General features: G+C 65.1%; 18 protein-coding genes. 4 read left to right on the forward strand and 14 right to left on the reverse strand.

What is annotated here, in order from left to right; all coding sequences use genetic code 11:
* Nucleotides 1-56: 56 nt before the first annotated feature.
* Nucleotides 57-1,043 (reverse strand): zinc-dependent alcohol dehydrogenase family protein, encoded by a 987-nt coding sequence (locus E5X34_RS15260; protein WP_292566073.1) that lies wholly within the window; start codon nucleotides 1,041-1,043, stop codon nucleotides 57-59.
* Nucleotides 1,044-1,146: 103 nt separating this feature from the next.
* On the opposite strand from E5X34_RS15260, the gene E5X34_RS15265 reads away from it, so the two are divergent.
* The gene (locus tag E5X34_RS15265) at nucleotides 1,147-2,049 is read left to right on the forward strand and encodes a LysR family transcriptional regulator (RefSeq protein ID WP_292566075.1); all 903 of its coding nucleotides are present in this window, start codon (nucleotides 1,147-1,149) and stop codon (nucleotides 2,047-2,049) included.
* A 257-nt stretch (nucleotides 2,050-2,306) separates the two neighbouring features.
* Here the strand turns inward: E5X34_RS15265 and E5X34_RS15270 are convergent, their stop codons facing one another.
* The 8 genes from E5X34_RS15270 to E5X34_RS15305 all read right to left on the reverse strand — a co-directional run bounded on the left by E5X34_RS15270 (nucleotide 2,307) and on the right by E5X34_RS15305 (nucleotide 10,284).
* Nucleotides 2,307-3,326: an isopenicillin N synthase family oxygenase gene (locus E5X34_RS15270; protein ID WP_292566078.1), complete on the reverse strand. Its 1,020-nt coding sequence runs from the start codon at nucleotides 3,324-3,326 to the stop codon at nucleotides 2,307-2,309.
* 211 nt (nucleotides 3,327-3,537) lie between these two features.
* A complete protein-coding gene (locus E5X34_RS15275) occupies nucleotides 3,538-4,194 on the reverse strand; it encodes a methionine ABC transporter permease (RefSeq protein ID WP_292566081.1) in 657 nt (218 codons plus the stop codon).
* A complete protein-coding gene (locus E5X34_RS15280; RefSeq protein WP_292566084.1) occupies nucleotides 4,175-5,260 on the reverse strand; it encodes a methionine ABC transporter ATP-binding protein in 1,086 nt (361 codons plus the stop codon). The genes E5X34_RS15275 and E5X34_RS15280 overlap by 20 nt, the downstream gene beginning before the upstream one ends.
* Before the next feature lie 83 nt (nucleotides 5,261-5,343).
* Nucleotides 5,344-6,195, reverse strand: a complete 852-nt coding sequence (locus tag E5X34_RS15285; protein WP_292566087.1) for a MetQ/NlpA family lipoprotein — start codon at nucleotides 6,193-6,195, stop codon at nucleotides 5,344-5,346.
* 201 nt (nucleotides 6,196-6,396) lie between these two features.
* The gene (locus tag E5X34_RS15290) at nucleotides 6,397-7,194 is read right to left on the reverse strand and encodes an amino acid racemase (RefSeq protein ID WP_292566090.1); all 798 of its coding nucleotides are present in this window, start codon (nucleotides 7,192-7,194) and stop codon (nucleotides 6,397-6,399) included.
* Nucleotides 7,191-8,528, reverse strand: coding sequence for a cation:dicarboxylase symporter family transporter (locus E5X34_RS15295; RefSeq protein WP_292566092.1), 1,338 nt, complete (start codon nucleotides 8,526-8,528; stop codon nucleotides 7,191-7,193). Before E5X34_RS15295 ends, E5X34_RS15290 begins: the two co-directional genes overlap by 4 nt.
* Nucleotides 8,529-8,557: 29 nt before the next feature.
* Nucleotides 8,558-9,394 carry a transporter substrate-binding domain-containing protein gene (locus E5X34_RS15300; RefSeq protein ID WP_292566094.1) on the reverse strand — a complete coding sequence of 279 codons (837 nt, stop codon included), beginning with the start codon at nucleotides 9,392-9,394 and terminating at the stop codon, nucleotides 8,558-8,560.
* Nucleotides 9,395-9,594: 200 nt separating this feature from the next.
* Nucleotides 9,595-10,284: an SDR family NAD(P)-dependent oxidoreductase gene (locus E5X34_RS15305; RefSeq protein WP_292566097.1), complete on the reverse strand. Its 690-nt coding sequence runs from the start codon at nucleotides 10,282-10,284 to the stop codon at nucleotides 9,595-9,597.
* 191 nt (nucleotides 10,285-10,475) lie between these two features.
* Here E5X34_RS15305 and E5X34_RS15310 point away from each other — a divergent pair, with 191 nt between their 5' ends.
* A complete protein-coding gene (locus tag E5X34_RS15310; RefSeq protein WP_292566100.1) occupies nucleotides 10,476-11,591 on the forward strand; it encodes an anhydro-N-acetylmuramic acid kinase in 1,116 nt (371 codons plus the stop codon).
* Here E5X34_RS15310 and E5X34_RS15315 read toward each other — a convergent pair whose 3' ends face one another.
* Both E5X34_RS15315 and E5X34_RS15320 read right to left on the reverse strand, forming a co-directional pair.
* Nucleotides 11,592-12,017 carry a GNAT family N-acetyltransferase gene (locus E5X34_RS15315; RefSeq protein WP_292566102.1) on the reverse strand — a complete coding sequence of 142 codons (426 nt, stop codon included), beginning with the start codon at nucleotides 12,015-12,017 and terminating at the stop codon, nucleotides 11,592-11,594.
* Between the two features lie 58 nt (nucleotides 12,018-12,075).
* Nucleotides 12,076-13,260, reverse strand: a complete 1,185-nt coding sequence (locus E5X34_RS15320) for an MFS transporter (RefSeq protein ID WP_292566105.1) — start codon at nucleotides 13,258-13,260, stop codon at nucleotides 12,076-12,078.
* Between the two features lie 48 nt (nucleotides 13,261-13,308).
* On the opposite strand from E5X34_RS15320, the gene E5X34_RS15325 reads away from it, so the two are divergent.
* Nucleotides 13,309-13,848 carry an Lrp/AsnC family transcriptional regulator gene (locus E5X34_RS15325; protein ID WP_292566108.1) on the forward strand — a complete coding sequence of 180 codons (540 nt, stop codon included), beginning with the start codon at nucleotides 13,309-13,311 and terminating at the stop codon, nucleotides 13,846-13,848.
* On the opposite strand, the gene E5X34_RS15330 is transcribed toward E5X34_RS15325, so the two are convergent.
* Nucleotides 13,845-14,348: a hypothetical protein gene (locus tag E5X34_RS15330; protein ID WP_292566111.1), complete on the reverse strand. Its 504-nt coding sequence runs from the start codon at nucleotides 14,346-14,348 to the stop codon at nucleotides 13,845-13,847. The two genes, E5X34_RS15325 and E5X34_RS15330, sit on opposite strands and share 4 nt — an antisense overlap.
* Nucleotides 14,349-14,357: 9 nt before the next feature.
* The gene (locus tag E5X34_RS15335; protein WP_292566114.1) at nucleotides 14,358-15,188 is read right to left on the reverse strand and encodes a class I SAM-dependent methyltransferase; all 831 of its coding nucleotides are present in this window, start codon (nucleotides 15,186-15,188) and stop codon (nucleotides 14,358-14,360) included.
* A gap of 83 nt (nucleotides 15,189-15,271) precedes the next feature.
* Between E5X34_RS15335 and E5X34_RS15340 the strand changes: the two genes are divergently transcribed.
* Nucleotides 15,272-16,225: a LysR family transcriptional regulator gene (locus tag E5X34_RS15340; RefSeq protein WP_292566117.1), complete on the forward strand. Its 954-nt coding sequence runs from the start codon at nucleotides 15,272-15,274 to the stop codon at nucleotides 16,223-16,225.
* 18 nt (nucleotides 16,226-16,243) lie between these two features.
* Here the strand turns inward: E5X34_RS15340 and E5X34_RS15345 are convergent, their stop codons facing one another.
* A complete protein-coding gene (locus E5X34_RS15345) occupies nucleotides 16,244-17,392 on the reverse strand; it encodes a DJ-1/PfpI family protein (RefSeq protein ID WP_292566120.1) in 1,149 nt (382 codons plus the stop codon).
* Nucleotides 17,393-17,461 lie beyond the last annotated feature (69 nt).

A 17,461-nucleotide genomic window follows, 5' to 3' on the forward strand; every position in this document is an offset into this window, starting at 1 on the left:
GGGCGGCATGATCGATCGGGCGCGCCGCTCGATCGAGCGCCGATCCTTTCAGGCCCTCACACAGTCACGACGATCTTGCCGAACTGTTCGCCCGCCTCGAGAAAGCGGTGCGCCTCGGCGATCGCCTCGAACCTAAACGTCCTGGCGATGATCGGCCTCAGCGCGCCCGATGCGAGGCCATCGAGGATGAAGCGCTTGGCTGTTTGCAGCCGGGCGGGATCGCCGGTGATCTCGTGGACAAGGTAGCCGCGCAACGTCAACGTCTTCGCCAGGACCTCGAACAGCGGGAACGGCGTCGGCTCAGGGCTGAGGCCGCCATATTCGATGAGAATGCCGCCGTGCGCCATCGCGGCCGCAAGAGGCGTGAAGATCGGGCCGCCTACCGGGTCGAGCACGACCCGCACGCCTTGCGGCGCGATCGCTCTCAGCCGCGCTTGGAGATCGTCCTCAGCCAAGGCCACCACATGCGCGGCGCCGGCATCGAGCAATGCCGTCTTCTTGGCCGATGTCCGGGTGACGGCGATCGGCACGGCGCCAATTCTGTTGGCGATCTGGATGGCGGCGAGCCCGACGCTGCTCGAAGCGGCGGTGATGACGACGGGCTCGTCACGGCACAGATGGGCGATATCGATCAGCGCGCCATAAGCGGTGAGATATTGCATCCATGTCGCCGCGGCGGCCTCGAACGAAAGCGATGGCGGATGCCTGACGACGAACTCGGCAGGAAAGGTCACAAGCTCGCCATAGGCAGGCCAGCGCGCCATCGATCGCGGCGGGATGATGCTGACCGCATCACCCGGCGCGAAACCAGCGACGCCCTCGCCGATCGCCTCGACAAAGCCGGCTGCCTCAAGACCGAGGCCTGACGGCAGCGATGGCGTTTCGATGTAAGTGCCGTTGCGCATCAAGGCATCGGCGCGGTTCAAGCCCAGTGCCCTGACGCGGATCCGAACCTCGCCAGGACCTGGCGACGGAACCGCTATCTCCTCGATGCGAAGCACCTCGGGACCGCCGTGACTGTGAAAGCGAACAACCCTTGCCATCCATGCAACTCCAAATCCAATCGATGGAATGGAACTATGCAGGGGCGTGGAGAGCCGATAAATCGCTGTTCAGGCAGGACAGTCGAAACGATAGGTTTTCAATATGGATCGCCTCGAAAGCATGGAAGTGTTCGTGAAAGCCATCGACCTCGGCTCGTTCACGGCCGCCGCGGCGGCTCTCGACCTTTCGGGGCCGATGGTCGGCAAGCATGTCCGCTTCCTTGAGGAGCGGCTCGGGGTGCGCCTCATCAGCCGCACCACGCGCCAGCAGAGCCCGACCGATTTCGGACGCGCCTATTATGAGCGCTGCAGGATCGTGCTGGCGGAAGCGCAGGCGGCCGACGCGCTGGCCGCCGACCAACTGTCCGAGCCGCGCGGGAAACTGCGAGTGACGATGCCGGCGCATTTCGGCCGGCACTGCGTCACGCCGATCCTGCTCGCGCTCGCGCGACGCCATCCAACGCTGGAGCTGGACCTGTCGCTCAGCGACCGCTTCGCCGATATCGTCGAGGATGGTTTCGATCTGGCGATCCGTACCGGCGCGCTGGATGATCGGGCCGGCATCATCGGGCGCCGAGTCGCGCGCCAGCGCATGGTCGTCTGCGCTTCGCCGTCCTACATCGAGACCTTCGGCAAGCCCACCGATCTTGAGGATATCGCCGCCCATCAGCCAATCGTCTACCGGCGGCTCGGCCATGTGTTGCAGCCATGGCTCTTCCCTCGCGATGACGGTACCGTCGCAGAGTTCGCGCCGGTCGGTCGATTGCGTCTCGACGATCTCGATGCCATCGCCGACGCGGCGAGCCAAGGCATGGGACTGGCCTGGCTGCCATACTGGCTGGTGCGTGAGCGTGTCGAAGCGGGCAAGCTCATCCGCGTGCTGCCTGGCCAGCCGGACTATCTCTACGATTGCCACGCACTCTGGCTGCAGACGCCGCATCTGCCATTGAAGGTGCGGCTGGCCATCGACGCGCTGGCGGCAGGATTGCCGAAGCTGATGAGCTAGGCCGCCTTGTCGCGATCGGTATCGCCTTCGCCTGATCGAGGCATCTCTAAAGCATTTGAAAGAAAAAGGCCGGGCGCGAAAGCGGCCCGGCCAAGCATGAAGGTCATAACCTTCAGAGGGGAACATCGCCCGGCGCAATGGGAGGAAAACACCGAGCGATGCAACCTATTTGGGGTCTCGGCGGCGTATTTTCCACGAACGACATTCCAAAAAATGCCGAGATCGCGAAAAAATCTCGCTTAATCATTGTGAAGTCGTCAGCCGGCGGCCGATGCTTTTTCCAACAGGTCCGCATAATGGCGCCGCGCTACGTCGGGATGTGACCTCAGCCGGCTTTTCAGCACATTGGCTCCGACGTTGCGAAACAGCGGGTTGTCAGGGTCGCTGGCCGGGCCGCGCGCCTCGGCCGCCAACTCCTCCGGCAGGTCAAGCAGCGGGATCGTGGCGTCGAGACGGGCGCTGAAGAAGAACGGCACCGAAATCCGTTCGACGCCGGCGGGCGGCGTGACGACGCGGTGCACGGTCGCCCTCAGATAGCCGTTCGAGGCGAGTTCAAGCAGTTCGCCGATGTTGACGACCAGCGTTTGCGGGATCGGGTCGACATCGACCCAGTTGCCGTCATACTCGACCTGCAGGCCCTTGTTCTCGTCCTGCAGCAAAAGGGTGAGGAAGCCGCCATCCTTATGCGCGCCGACGCCCTGGTCGTCGCCGGTCGTGTCGCGGCCTGGATAGCGCACAATCTTCATGCGGTGGTTCGGCTCGCCGCGATAGATGGCGTCGAAGGCGTCCTCCGGCTGGTCGAGCGACAGCGCGAAGGCCTTGAGCAGCCGGATCGCCACATCGGTCGCCTTGGTCTGCCAGGCGAGCAACGCCGGCTTCAGATCGGGGAGCGCGGCCGGCCACTGGTTCGGGCCCTGCAGCCGCGTCCAGGCCGGCACGCCCGGCCCTTGCGCGATGGTCGCGCGTTCGACGCCGATGTCGAGCTGCTCGCGCCAGTCGGCCTTGCCCCTGGTCAGTTCGCCGCCGGCGCGCGTGTAGCCGCGGAACTGCTGCGACTTCACCATTTCGATGGCGAGCTTGTCGGCTTCCGGCAAGGCGAAGAAGCCGCGGGCGGCGCGCAGCACAGCGCCGATCTCCGGCTGGGTGATGCCGTGGCCGCTCAGATAGAAGAAACCGACATCGCGGGCGGCGGTGCGTAGATCAAACAAGAAAGTTCGAAGTTCGGATGGACCCTGCTCCAGGCGGTCGAGATCGAGCACCGGAATTATTCTTGGCATGGTCAGGCTCCTGTTGGCGGCAACTCTATGTCTTCGGATTCCGGACAGAAAATCGCCGCGCGCTTTTCCCGGAATTGCCTTGGCGACCCGCCGCACGATGGCATGCGTGTCATTGCGGGTGAAGGAAAGCGCCGACCAATCTGATTGCAAACGGAGCAAGCCAGCGCTCAATTCCCGGCATTTGCGGCAAATTGCGTTCGGATGCCGCACGTCATCCACGATGATCCAGACGAGCGACCAGCCGGTCGCCGATCCACTGGATGCCGCAGACCAGCACGATGAGCACGATGACAACGGCGACCATGACGCTGGTTTCGAAGCGCTGATAGCCGTAGCGGATGGCGAGGTCGCCGAGACCGCCGGCGCCGATGGCGCCGGCCATGGCCGAGGCGCCCACCAGCGTCACCAGCGTCACGGTAAAGCCGGCGACGATGCCTGGCAGCGCCTCCGGAACCAGCACCTCGCGGATGATCGTCCAGCGGTTGCCGCCCATGGCGCGCGCCGCCTCGATCAACCCGTGGTCCACCTCGCGCAGCGACACTTCGGCAATGCGCGCGTAATAGGGCGTCGCCGCGATCGACAGCGGCACGATCGCCGCCCAGGTGCCGATCGAGGTGCCGACGATCAGCCGCGTCACCGGGATCAACGCCACCAGCAGGATGATGAAGGGCACCGAGCGGAAGCCATTGATGACGGCACCGAGGATGCGGTTGATCCAAAGAGTTTCGGCGATGCCGCCGCGATCGGTGGCGACCAGCGCAAGGCCGAGCGGCAGGCCGAAGACCAGTGAAATGAGCCCGGACGCGCCGGTCATCAGCACCGTCTCCCAGATCGAGCGAAGCAGGAGTTCAAACAGGACCGGCGACATGGCCAAGCACCTCCACCCGCGCGCCGCGGTTCTTCAGGAAAGCGATAACCGCCGCCAGATGCCTGGCATCGGCTCCAGGGACCGCCACGAACAGCGTGCCGACCGGCTGCTGCTGCACATGGTCGATGCCGCCATGCACAAGCCGGAACGCACCGGGCACGCTGACGCTCAGTTCGGACAGCAGCGGGCGACGCGCTGCTTCTCCCGCGACGTCGATCCGGAGGATCGTTTCGGCGCCCTCGCCCGCGGCGAGTCGGCTGGCAATCTCGGGCGGAAGTTGCGGCCGGATGCCGCCGAGCAGGCTGCGGGTGATCTCCGACTTCGGATCGGCGAAGACCTGCCAGACGGCGCCCTCCTCGACGATCCGGCCGGCATCGATCACCGCCACGCGATCGGCGATGGAGCGGATCACTTCCATCTCATGCGTGATCAGCAGGATGGTGAGGCCGAGCCTGGAATTGATGTCCTTGAGCAGCGCCAGGATCGAGCGCGTCGTTTCCGGATCGAGCGCCGATGTCGCCTCGTCGGACAAGAGCAGCGCCGGCCGCGCGGCCAAAGCCCTGGCGATGCCGACGCGCTGCTTCTGGCCACCCGACAGCGAGGCGGGATAGGCTTTAGCCTTCTCCGACAGACCGACCAGCTGCAGCAATTCAGCCGCGCGGGCCATGCGCTCGGCGCGCGGCCGCCCTTCGATCTTGAGTGGCAGCGCGACATTGTCCTCGACGGTCTTGGCCGACAACAAATTGAAGTGCTGGAACACCATGCCGATGCGGCGGCGCAGCGGCTGCAGCTCGCGCTCGCCGAGGCGGCTGATCTCGCGACCCTCGATGAAGACCTCGCCGGAATCCGCTCGCTCCAGCCCGTTCAGGCAGCGGATCAGCGTCGACTTGCCGGCGCCGCTGCGGCCGATGATGCCGAGGATCTCGCCCTTCTTCACGGTCAGCGAGACGCCGTCGAGCGCTGCCGTCGCGCCGAAGCGGCGCTTCAGATCGACGAGGCGGACAACGTCTCCCCGCCTGGTCGGCTCGACCGGATCGGCGAGTCCGGCGGTGACGTGCTGGTTCATCTCTGTTTCCGTTTCAGTGCCACGCAAACGCGACGGCGGCCCGCTCAGCAGCGGACCGCCCATCTCTGCCAACCATGCGCCGGTCAATAGGCGCTGATCCCGGTGCCTTTGTAGACCTTGTCGAATTCGGCCTTGACCGTCTCGTTCTGGTAGGAGGCGACCAGCGTCTTCACCCAGGGTTCGTTCTCGTTGCCGATCTTGACCGCGATGAAGTTGCGGTAGGGGTTGTCGGCCACCGGCTCCTGCGCGATGCGATTTTCCGGGCCGAGGCCGCTCTTCAGCGCCCAGTCGGTGTTGACGATCGCGGCGTCGAGATCGTCGACCGAGCGGCCGACGATGCCGGCGTCGAGCTCCTTGATCTCGAGCTTCTTCGGGTTCTCCGCAATGTCGGCGGTGGTCGCCAGGATGCCGGTGCCGTCCTTCAGCTTGATCAAGCCTTCATGCTCCAGCACGTGCAGCGCGCGGCCTTCGTTGGACGGGTCGTTGGGCAGGCCGATCACAGCGCCTTCCGGCAGGTCGGCGACCTTGGCGTGCTTCTTCGAATAGAGGCCGATCGGCCAGACGCCGGTATAGCCGACCGGCACGATGTGATAGCCTTGCGTCTTGATCTGGTTGTCGAGATAGGGCTTGTGCTGGAAGGCGTTGGCATCGATCTCGCCGCGCTCCAGCGCTTCGTTGGGCTGGGTATAGTCGTTGAAGACAACGGTCTCGATCGTCAGGCCTTTCTTCGCCGCCTCGGCGGTGACGACGCGCCAGACATCCTCGTCCTCGCCGCTGATGATGCCGACCTTGATCGCCTTCTTGTCCTCGGCAAAGGACGGCGACGGTCCAGTGAGGCCGATGACGGCCAATGTCGTGGCCAGAAGCGCCGCCAGTCCGGCGCGCCTGGTGATTGACGTAACGAGAGAATTTGAGGCGCTGCCGTGTTTCGACATGATGCGTTCCTTGCGATCCTGAAATCATTTCGGCCTGGCGGGATGCGAAGCCTTGATCTCAAGCATCACCAATGCTGCCCGCTCGGGCAAAGAAGCGCATTTCCTCTAAGACGGGAGGCGGAAAATATTCTCTCAAAGATTTTATGACTTGGAGAACATTGGCTGCTGGCAGCCGGTTTTACGCGATCAAGCGGCAAGCGCTCAGGAGGCCTGCTGCGCGACTCGCCAGCTCAACCGATCGCTTCCCCGCAAGCGAGGCACAGTCGGCAGGCCCCGCGCTTCCTGTATGCCGAAGCCCAGCCGCATCAGGCTGGCCCGCGCCAAGGCTGCATTGCTGTCGATGACGATCAATCCGTTCGTGTCGTTGAGGCTGGCTGCCACCACCGACAGTTCCGTGCAGCCAAGCAGGGCGATATCTGCGCCAGCCATTTGCACGAGATGAAGCGCGCGCTCGGTCTCGGCCGCGGCTTCCGCGATCGACCCGGCCTTGACGAGCATGATCGCGCTGTCGACGCGTTCCTGAAACTCGGCGTCCTGCGGGACGCAGAGTTCGAACCCCGCCGCCGATATCCTGTGCTGATAGAAACCGGAAACCAGGGTGCCCCGGGTTGCGAGGTTGGCAATCCTGCCCCGGTCCAGGTTGCGGCGAATCTCCGCCACCACAGCGTCGCCGATATGGATGATCTCGGCTGGCGAGTCCGCCGCCAGCTTGTCGTACCAATGATGGGCGGTGTTGCAGGGCATGGCAATGCAAGCAACGCCGAGCGCATTGAGCGTTGCGACCGCCGCTCGCAGCGGCGCCAGCGGACCGTCATGACCGGCCAGGATCGCTTCGGTCCTGTCGGGCAGCTGCGGCACGCTGAGGATGACGGAAGGCACATGCTCGTTGTCGCGCAGCGCCTCGGTCATCCGCGTCAGCTTGAAGTAGAAGTCGGCCGACGCCAGCGGCCCGAGACCGCCGATGATGCCGAGCTGCGGGCGGATGGCGTCGTCGATCATCGGGCGGGCTCGGCTTCGAGCTCTTGCCCAACGGTTTCAACGCCCTGCACCGTCTCTCGATGGCTGGGCGCGATCATTGCCGTGCTTGCGGCCACAGTGGAGACGCTGGACAGCGTCATCAGCGTGTCCACGGCCGCGTCCACCGCCACGAACAGAGCGAACGCCGCCTCGAAGGGAAGCTTGAGATAGCCGCAGACGATGGACATCTGCGAGAGGATGAGCAGGCTGCCCATGCCGCCTGTCGTCAGCGCCAGAAGCGCGGAGACGACGCCGACAAGCAAGAGGTCCGGGATCGCCAGCTGATGGCCGTAGAGCTGGGCAATGAACAGGGCGCCGGATGTGTAGACCAGCGCCGGCCCGGTCCGCAGCAGCGCCGCCTGCAGCGGCACGAGCAGCTCGACCACCACCAGGTTGAAGCGCAGCCGCTCGCTCAAAAGATTGATGACCCAGGGCAGCGACGCGACGGTGGAGCGCGTCGTGATAGCCACCATGAGCAGCGGCTGAAGGGTCTTGATCGTGGCCCAGTAGCTTCGCCGCGACCTGATGGCGATAATCGCAAACGCGCCGGCGAGGAATGTCAGGCAGGAGAGACCCATCACCAGCAGATAGCCGCCCATCAGCATCAGCGGCTTGGTGCCGGTCGACGCGGTCTGGTCGGCGATCAGGACGAAGGTCGCGAAGGGCAATCCCCAGACGAACCAGTTGGTCAGCACCGTGCAGGCCCGGTAGACCGCGTTGAGCGCTTGTGACAGGCTGAGTGACGAGGGCTGCGGAATCTTGCCCATCGCCAGCCCGAAAAGCAGGCAGAACAACAGGACCTGGATGGTCTGGCCCGACGCCAGCGCGTTGAAGACGTTGTTCGGCACAAGATCCAGGAAGATCGAATGTCCGCCGTTCGGGTCGCCAGTGGGCGGTGGCGGCTGGAACGGGAAGGCGAGATCGGTGGAGACGCTGCCCTGCGAATTGATGAACTCGCCGAGCTCGATGCGCGACTGCGGGTTCTCGATCTGGCCGGGCTTGAGGATCAGCGAATAGGTGCCGCTGACCAGCACGGCGAGGAACGACACGACCAGCACCGCTATGCCGACCTTGCCGAGATAGCGCACCGATTTCGGGTCCTGGACCATGGCGGTGATCGAGAAGATGACCGACGAGACCAGGTAAGGCAGGACGACCATCTTGAGGAAATTCAGGTAGACCTGGGCGACGGGGCTGATCGCATGGGCGACGGCCGGGTAGTAGAGGCCGCACAATATCCCGGCCAGGATCATGATGATCGTCGTCAACGGCGAGCGCAGGATGCGCTTTGCCGCCTGGCGCCAATCGAGAGGCATGGGTGCGGCTGCATCCGAGACGGCCATTGTCAGGCTTTGCTCCCCTGGCGATAGCGCGCAATGATCTCGTCGGTGTTGAGGACCTGCTGAGCCCTTGCCAGATCGAGATAGAGATCGACAAAGGCCGCCAGATGCGGATTGGCCGGACTGACGCCGACCGCGATCGTATCGACCTTGTCGGTCAGCGTGATCGAGCGCGCGACCACCGTCATCGACGGATCGTCGACCATCAGCTTCTTGATCTCGAAATCATCGCGATAAGCAAGGTCGATCGTGCCGTTGCGGATCGCGTCGATGACCGTGTTCCAGCCCGCGAAGCGCTGGATCGTGGCGTGCGGGAAAGTGGCCGCCGCATAAGTGGCGAAGGACGAGCCTTCGATCACGCCGAGATCGCCGGAGAAATCGCGGATGATCTGTTCGGGCGGCTTGCCTTGCGTGATGCGCGCCAGGTTCACGCGATTGGCGAGCAGGCCCTGATGCAGCATGGCGTAAGGCCGGGAATAGAGGATCGAGCGGCCGCGCTTAAGCGTGCGGCTGAGCTTGCCGATCGCCAGGTCCGCCTGACCGGACGTCAGCCTTTGCACCATGCCATCGAAGGTCGCGGCGGACCGGTCGAACACGGGTTCGACGCCAAGCTCGGCGGCTATGCCGCGCGCAAGATCCATGTCGATGCCCTTGTCGCCTGAGCCATCGGCCGGAAAGAACGGATCGGAGGCGAAACCGGGCATGGCGATGCGCAGCTTGTTGTCGCTCACGATGGGCTTTGGAGCGTCTTGCGCCTGGGCCTGCGTGGCCATGGCTTGCGCTTGCGCGACCAGCAGCCCTCCGCCTCCGGCTGCAAACAGCGTGCGACGTGTAAGCGGCATGCCCATTCTCAATTCGCGCAGGAGAGCCGGACAACAGCTCTGATCGAACCGCAGTATGCACGCCGAAGTTAAGTAAAGGTATCTTTTATTTTTTGCTTTTTTTACATTGCAAATCGCTAAAATGGCATCAGAAAATATGCATACTTTCTAAAATAAAGCTGCGGCAGGGTGCGTTATTGTAAGGTTCGTGCAGTGGGTCGTCAGAACGTCTCGACCCAAGGCCTCAGCTCGACCTCGAAGCTCCAGGCGCTGCGATGCTGGCGATGGACGGCGAGGTAGGTCTCGGCGATCGCGTCGGGCGAGAGGCGGCGGTCGGGGCGGTCGGGCTCGGGCGCCTGTCCGGCCGGCTCGATCTGGCCGTCGATGATGAAATGCGCGACGTGGATGTTCTTCGGGGAAAGCTCTCGCGCCATCGATTGCGCCAGCCCGCGCAGGCCGAATTTCGGCATGGCGAAACCGGCCGAGCCGGAAAAGCCCTTGAGGCTCGCCGTGGCGCCGGTGAACAGGATTGAGCCGGAGCCGCGTGCAAGAAGCCGGCGCGCCGCTTGTTGGCCGACCAGGAAGCCGCCATAGGCACCGACGAACAAAGCTTGCTTGACTGCCTCGGGATCGAGTTCGGCGATCGGCCCGCGTGTGCGGCCGCTGGCGTTGAAAACCGCGATTTCGAGCGGGCCTGCCTTGTCGGCCGTGTCGAACAGCCGCTCGACGGAGGCCGTGTCGGACACATCGGTTTCGACGGCCAGCGCGCCGGTTTCCTTCGCCAGCGTCGCCAATTTGTCGACATTGCGCGCAGCGAGAACGACGCGGAAGCCTTCCTGAGTGAGAAGCCGCGCCAGCGAGGCGCTTAAGCCGGAGCCGGCGCCCGCGATCACTGCAACATTGGCTGCCATGGCATTTTTCTCCTTGAGACAGGTCGGCGACGGTCGTGCAGGCTCGCGCCTTCGGCGGCAAGAGGCAAGAACGTGGTTGCTCGATTTTCGCCATTTGGCGCAAAAGGCCGCCGGCAAGGGCGAGCCGAAAGACTTGCCTGCCGCGCCGATCCGTCCGACACGTGGTTGGACGACGATTCGGGGACAAGACCATGGAACCAATCTGGGCCGTCGGCCTGATGACCGGAACGGTGCTCGACGGCAATATCGACGTGGCGCTGATCAAGACGGATGGCGAGCGCATCGCCGACACCGGCGCATACACGCTGGCCCCCTACCCGCAATCGATCCGCGCCTTGCTCGAAGAGACGCTGCGCCAGGCGCGCGCCTGGAATTTCGAGGGACCGGAGCCGGTGATTTTTCGCGAGGCAGAGGAGGCGCTGACGCGGGCGCAGTCGGCGGCGGTCAAGGATCTGGTCGAGAGCCAGGGCATGCGCATGGCCGAGATCGGCGTCGTTGGCTTCCACGGCCAGACGGTGCTGCATCGCGCGCCGCAGCCGGGGCGGATCGGCCGCACGCGCCAGCTCGGCGACGGCGAGCTGATGGCTTCGCTGCTCGGCACCAAGGTGGCCTATGACTTCCGCTCGGCCGATGTCGCGGCCGGCGGGCAAGGCGCGCCTCTGGCCGCCGCCTATCATGCGGCGCTGCTCAAGGAAGCCGATCCGAGCGGCGACACCGCCGTGCTCAATCTCGGCGGGGTCGGCAACATCACCTGGTGGGACGGCAAGGACAATATCGTCGCCTTCGACACCGGGCCAGCCAACGCGCCGGTCAATGACTTCGTCAAGTCGAAAGGCCTCGGCGAGATGGACCGCGACGGCAGGCTGGCGGCTGCCGGCAAGGTCGATGAGGAACGGCTCGCCAGGCTCTTGCAGCATCCATACCTGACTAAGCCCTACCCGAAATCCCTCGACCGCTTCGACTTCACCGCGGCGATGGCCGAGGGGCTGAACGCCGAGGACGGCGCGGCGACGCTGACGGCCTTCACTGTGTCGGCCGTGGGCAAGGCGCTCGACCTGTTGCCACGCCGGCCGAAGCGGCTGGCGGTCAGCGGCGGCGGCCGCCATAACCCAACGATGATGGCGATGCTCGAAAGCCGCGCCGGGGTCGAAGTGGTTCAGGCCGAGACGCTCGGATGGAAGGGCGACGCGGTGGAAGCGGAATGTTTTGCTTTCCTCGCCGTGCGCGTGCTGCGCGGCCTGCCGATCAGCTTTCCGAGCACCACCGGCGCGCCCGAGCCGCTGCGCGGCGGAAAGCTGACGGGCTGATCAGGGCGACAGTTTCTTCTGCAGGAAGACGCGGCTGCGGCCAACCGGGAAATCGGGCAATTCGCCGAACGGCTGGTAGCCCTGACGCCGATAGACCTTTTCGGCAATTGGATTGAAAGTGTCGATCCAGGCGCCATGGCAGCCGCGCGCGACAGCTTCCTGTTCGGCGGCGTCGAGCATGCCGGCGGCAATGCCTTTTCCGCGCAGCCTTTCGTCGACCCACAGCCACTGCACGTAAAGCCAGCCCCAGGCGGTGTAGCCGGATATGCCGGCGACGACGCCGCTGTGCTCGTCGCGCACGAAGACAACGAGAGGCTTCCGGCCTGAGGGGCCGACGTCGCCATCATTGAAAGCGGTGAGACTTTCGCCCAGGAAAGCAAGGTCCCGCGGCAGGGGCTCGGCGGTGATCTCGAGCGTCGTCTTCATCGGCTGCGACTCCGGTTCGCAAGCCAGCCTTAGCGAAGGTGTGAACGCAGATGCAAGCCTATTGCCGGGTGGACGACCGCCATGCCGCCGCGCCCGCCGCCACCAGCATCAATCCAGCGGCGACCAGGGCGCAGTTGGCGAAGCCGAGGCTCGTGTAGAGCGGGCCGAAGCCTGCCGTGCCGACGGTGACGGCGAGATAGGTGACCGCGCTGTTCAGTCCCATGATGGTGCCGCGCCGCGACGGGTCGAGCGCGGTGAGGCGCATGACCAGCACGTTCAGCCCGAAATGGTTGGTCAAGCCCCAGACGGCGATCGTCGCGATCAACGGGCCGAAGCCGCCACTCGCCAGGGCGATCGCGACATAGACGGCGGCGACCAGCAGATAGGCGAAGGGCATGACACGGCGGGCGCCGAGCCGATCGATGACGCCATCCAGCAAGGCGGCCGCGCCGAAGCCCAGGCCATAGGCGACCGCCGCAAGGCCATTGGCGCTTACCGGCTCGCCGAGGGCTTCATGGAAATGATCGCCGAGATAGCCATAGACGCCATAGAAGGCGGTCATGAAGGCGCCGCAGGCAATGAGCAACGGCAGGATGCCGGGAACGGCGAGCGCGCCGAGCGGCGACGGCGCGGGACCGCTTTTCCTGGTGTCGTGCAGAGAGCTCATCGCCAGGCCGGCGACGACCGCTGCCGCAAGCAACGCCACGGCCGCGAAGACAGCCCGCCAATGGATGAGATCGGCGAGCACCGCGGACAGCGAGACGCCGGCGACCATCGAGAGCGTCCAGCCGGTCAGCACGACACCGATGGTGCCGCTCTCGCGGCCGGGCGGCGCGATCGCGGCCGAGCTGGCGTAGATCGCCGGCATGGCGATGCCGGCGGCAATGCCGGCAACGAGTTGGGCGGCGACCAGGGTCGTCACCGTCGGCGCGAGCGCGCTGGCGACGAGTGCCAGCGCCAGCAGCAGCAAGGCGCCCTGCAGCATGCGCCGCGCGCCGATGCGGTCGATGTAGCGGGCAAGAAAGAGCGCGCTGGCCGAGGTGCCGAGGCCGAAGGCGGCGGCGGCTGTCATCACCGCCGGCACGCTGGCGCCGAACGACGCCGCGACGGCCGGCGCGATCGGACCCAGAACCAGCGAATTGGAGCCGATGACGGCGATGCAGCCGGTCAGCAGATAGGCGGTGGCGGGAATGGGCGCGCGCGGCGCGTCAGTCATAAAAGCTGATTGATTGCTATTCGACATATCATCATAATGGCCGAATTAAATTCCGCAGCAACGGATAATTTCCATATGGACGCAGAAACAGATGACATTCAGCGGAACAAGCAACCGGCCCGTGACATCGACCCGATCGACCGAAAAATATTAGGCGTTCTCGTCGAGGACGCGACCATCAGCTACGCCGATCTGGGCGAGCGCGTCGGCCTGTCGCCGCCAGCGGCGCATGAGCGGGTCAAGCGGCTGAAGCGCAGCGGCGCCATCCGCACCACCTCGGCGATCATCGATCCAAGGGCGGTGAAGAAGCCGCTGCTCGCCTTCGTGCATATCGACACCAGAGGCTGGGGCAAGACGCCGGAGCTGATGGCGGTCTCCAAATATCCGGAGGTCGAGGAGATCCACACGGTTGCCGGCGACACCTGCATGCTGCTCAAGGTGCGCACCGAGGACACGCGGGCGCTCGAAGGCCTGCTCGCCCGTCTCTACGACACGCCCGGCGTCACCTCGACGCGCAGCTATGTCGTGCTGTCGACCTATCTCGAGCGTCCGGTGCAGCCGGAGATCACCAGCGAATGGCCGGCGCCGAAACATATGGCGACGCCCATGTATTAGGCCGTCGCCGGCTGATGGCGCCTGGAACGCGCCAGCAGATATAAGGCCGCGACATGCGTGATCATCAGCAGCGGCACGTAGATGACCGGGATCGCGTAGGTCGCGCCCAACTGGCCGGCATGGCTGGGAAGGTCGAGCATGACGCCATGATAGTAATCGCCGACAAGGTCGATCACGCCCACGACATTGAAGGCGACGACGAGGGGCCAGAAGATCGCGGGCCTCGCCACCGCGAGCAGCGCCAGCATGGCGATGAGCCCGGTCGCGAAGTCGCCATAGGCGGCGAAGCTTGCGAAGCCAGGAGCAAGGTCGGGGCCGACAACGCCTGGGATCAGGAAGACGAGCCCGAAGAAGCGAAAGCTGTGCAACGTTGCGATGACGCGCTGCGCTTCTATCGGTTCCATCGACCTCAGTCTCGGCCAGATATAGGCGGCGAAGCAAAGCAGCCATGGCACGTAGCCGAGCCCAAGTTGGATGTTCAGGATCATCGCCGGTGACATCCGCACCTCCTATAAAGCCTTGGTGGGAACGGCTTCGAACACTGCTGTCAGAATGCCCAGCCGCTCTTCCATGAGATTGCGCCCGAGATTGGTGGTGAGTTCGGCGAAACCCTTCCCCATGACGACGCCGAGATTGAGCGACGTCGGACCGGAGGCGCGGAGTTCGGCGAACCAGGCCTTGGCTATGGCCGTGTCGTCGCGGCGGACCAGCGTGCCGAAGCCGGCGGCTTCAACCGCCTCGCAAGTCGCTTCGGCGGTCAGCAGGAAGCTTTCGCCCGGCGTCTTCGCCCACGGAACCGGATAGAGCGGATCGCCGCCATTCAGCACGACGTCGAAGGTGGCGAATTTTCCGCCCGGTTTCAGCACGCGCTTGATCTCGCGGTAGAGTAGCGGCCGATCGGCGATGTTCATCGCCACATGCTGCAGAAGCACGGCGTCGAAGCGGCCATCCTCGAAGGGCAGCTCCAGCGCACTGCCGGTTTTGAACGACACCTTGCCGTCCTGCCCGGTCCGCGCGGTCAGATAGCGCGCGGCTTCGACGAAGGGCTCGCTGAGATCGACGCCGGTCACCTCACAGCCATGGGTCGCCGCCAGGAAGCGGGCGGGACCGCCGACGCCCGACCCGACGTCGAGCACCGACATGTCGGCGGTGATGACCGCCAGATTGGCGAGCTCGGCCGTCGCGGCGAGCCCGCGGGTGTGGAACTGGTCTAGCGACGCCAATTGCTCGGGCTTCAACCGCTGTTCCTCCGGTCCAAAGACCGCCAGCGCGGTCTTCAATCGATCGGTCAGGCCGGTCGCGCGGTAGTGATCGCGCACGCGATCGAGTTCGTCGGTCATTGCCACTTCCCTTCAGGCTTCCAGGTCAGCAAGAGATACGACCGCTTTCTGCCGGCAACTATCCGCGATAATGTCGATGGGTCATGAAGCAGAACTTCACAGTCAGGCATGGCGCGCTCGACGGCGTCGAAGCCTTCTTGAGTGTTGCGAAACATCGCAATTTCCGCAAGGCAGCGGCAGAGCTCGCCGTCACCCCGTCAGCGATCAGCCAGGCGATACGCACGCTGGAGGGGCGCATCGGCGCCGCCCTTTTCATCCGCACGACACGCAGCGTCGGTCTCACCGAAGCCGGCGAACGGTTTTTCGCGCGCGCCCGGCCGGCCTTCGAGGAGCTGATCGCCGCGAGCGAGATCGCCCGCGGGATGGGCGAGCGGCCGGTCGGGCTGTTGCGTCTTTCGGTACCGCCAGCGGTGGTGCCGGTGCTGCTGGAGCCGATGATCGCCTCCTTCTGCCAGACCTATCCCGAGATCGAGCTGGAAATTGTCGCCAGCGGCGAACTGGCCGATCTCGCCGCCGAAGGATTCGATGCCGGCATCCGCATGGGCGATCTGATCGCGCCCGACATGGTCGCGGTCCGGCTGACGCCCTCCTTCCCGATGGTGGTCGTCGGCAGTCCCGATTATCTGCGCCGGCGCGCGGCGCCGGAGCGCATCGAGGATCTGCGCGACCATGCCTGCCTGCGCCTGCGTCGCTCGAACGGCTCGGTCGCGCCATGGTCCTTCGTCGACGGCAACAAGGCTGTCGAGGCGATCGTCTCCGGACCGCTGATCGCGCATGACTATCCGTCGTTGCTCGGCGCGGCGATCCAGGGTGTGGGGCTGGCGCAGGTGCCGAGCCCAATCGCCGAAGCGCCGATCGCCGACGGGCGCCTGCAGGCGCTGCTCGGCCGCTTCGCGGTGACCACACCGGGCGTTTTTCTCTATTACCCGGAACGACACCAGGTGCTGCCGAAGCTGCGCGCTTTCATCGACCACATAAGGCAGCCGGGTGGAGCCGAGGCTCCCGCGAAGCGATCGGGCAGGCAGCGGCAAAGCTGATGCTTCAAATCCGACGGTTTACTGGGCCGGCTGTGTCCGCGGATATTCGAGTTGCATGGCGACGAAATCGGTGGTGCGCGCTCCGTAGCGCGCCGTGATATCCTCGAGCGTCCGGTCCAGCGCTTTTGCCGGCGGCGTATCCGACATGGCTGAAACCTTCCGATCTACCGGCCAATCGCTCGCAACCTGATCGGGCAGGATGCGGATGCCGGCGCGGCTGACGACAGCGCCATCCTTGGCGGCAAAGGTGACGGCGCGGGAGCGAAAGGTCCGCGACCAGGCGTCGGCCGCCAGCGCCAGCGATACCTCGTCCATGCCCGGCGTCAGCGGAATGCCGAGCTGCTCATGATTGAAGAAGGCGAGCGTGTTGCCGATCGCCGTCAGCGCGAAAGGCCGCGTGAATCTGAAGGCGCCGCTGTCGTGGCGCGCGTCCCAATGGACGAGGCCGAGATCGCGGGCGACGGCCTTGGCCTTGTCGCGGCCGGCAATCGCCTCGATCAGGGTCAGCATCATCGGCATCGACGCGGTGATGCCGGTCGTGGTCGCGACATTCCGGTCGACGACGTAGCGGCGGTCGGCGACATAGCGGACCGACGGATGTTTCTGGCGCAGCTCGCTCAGCGAATACCAGTGTGTCGTCGCGCGCTTGCCGTCGAGCAATCCGCTGGCGCCGACCACCGTTGCGCCGACGCAGATGCCGATCACCATGGCGCCCTTGGCCGACTGGGCCCTGATCCATTTCAGCATGTCCGGATCGTCGTCGCGCATCATGGCGGGAACGACGACGTAGTCGGCGCCTTCCGGATGCTGAGCATCGAACACCGCCGTCGTGGCATCCGGCTCGACGCGCAAGGCCGGGTGCAGTTGCACAGGTCCCGGATGCGTCGCCAGCGCGACGACATCGGCGATGTCGGCGCGGCGCAGGATGCCGTAAGGCATCAGATAGTCGGTGGTCTCGGTGCCATCGTTGACGCCGATGATCGCGATCAGTGGGCGCTGGCGCTTCGGCTTCAACGCCGCGAGCGTGGCGTCGGCCTCCTTGGCGTCGATTGCCGGCTGCGCCGCGGCCAGCGATGCCGAGGGCAGTGACAGCAGCCAGGCGGCACCGGCCGTAACGAAAATCAGGAGGACGCCCAGGGCGCTCCACAACACGATACGCAGGCTCATGGCTAAATCCTTCCAAACGCTTGACCGGCAGGCTAGCTCCGATAGGTTTTGGCCGAAATGACATATATC

This window comes from Mesorhizobium sp. (assembly GCF_004963255.1).
GTDB lineage: Bacteria > Pseudomonadota > Alphaproteobacteria > Rhizobiales > Rhizobiaceae > Mesorhizobium.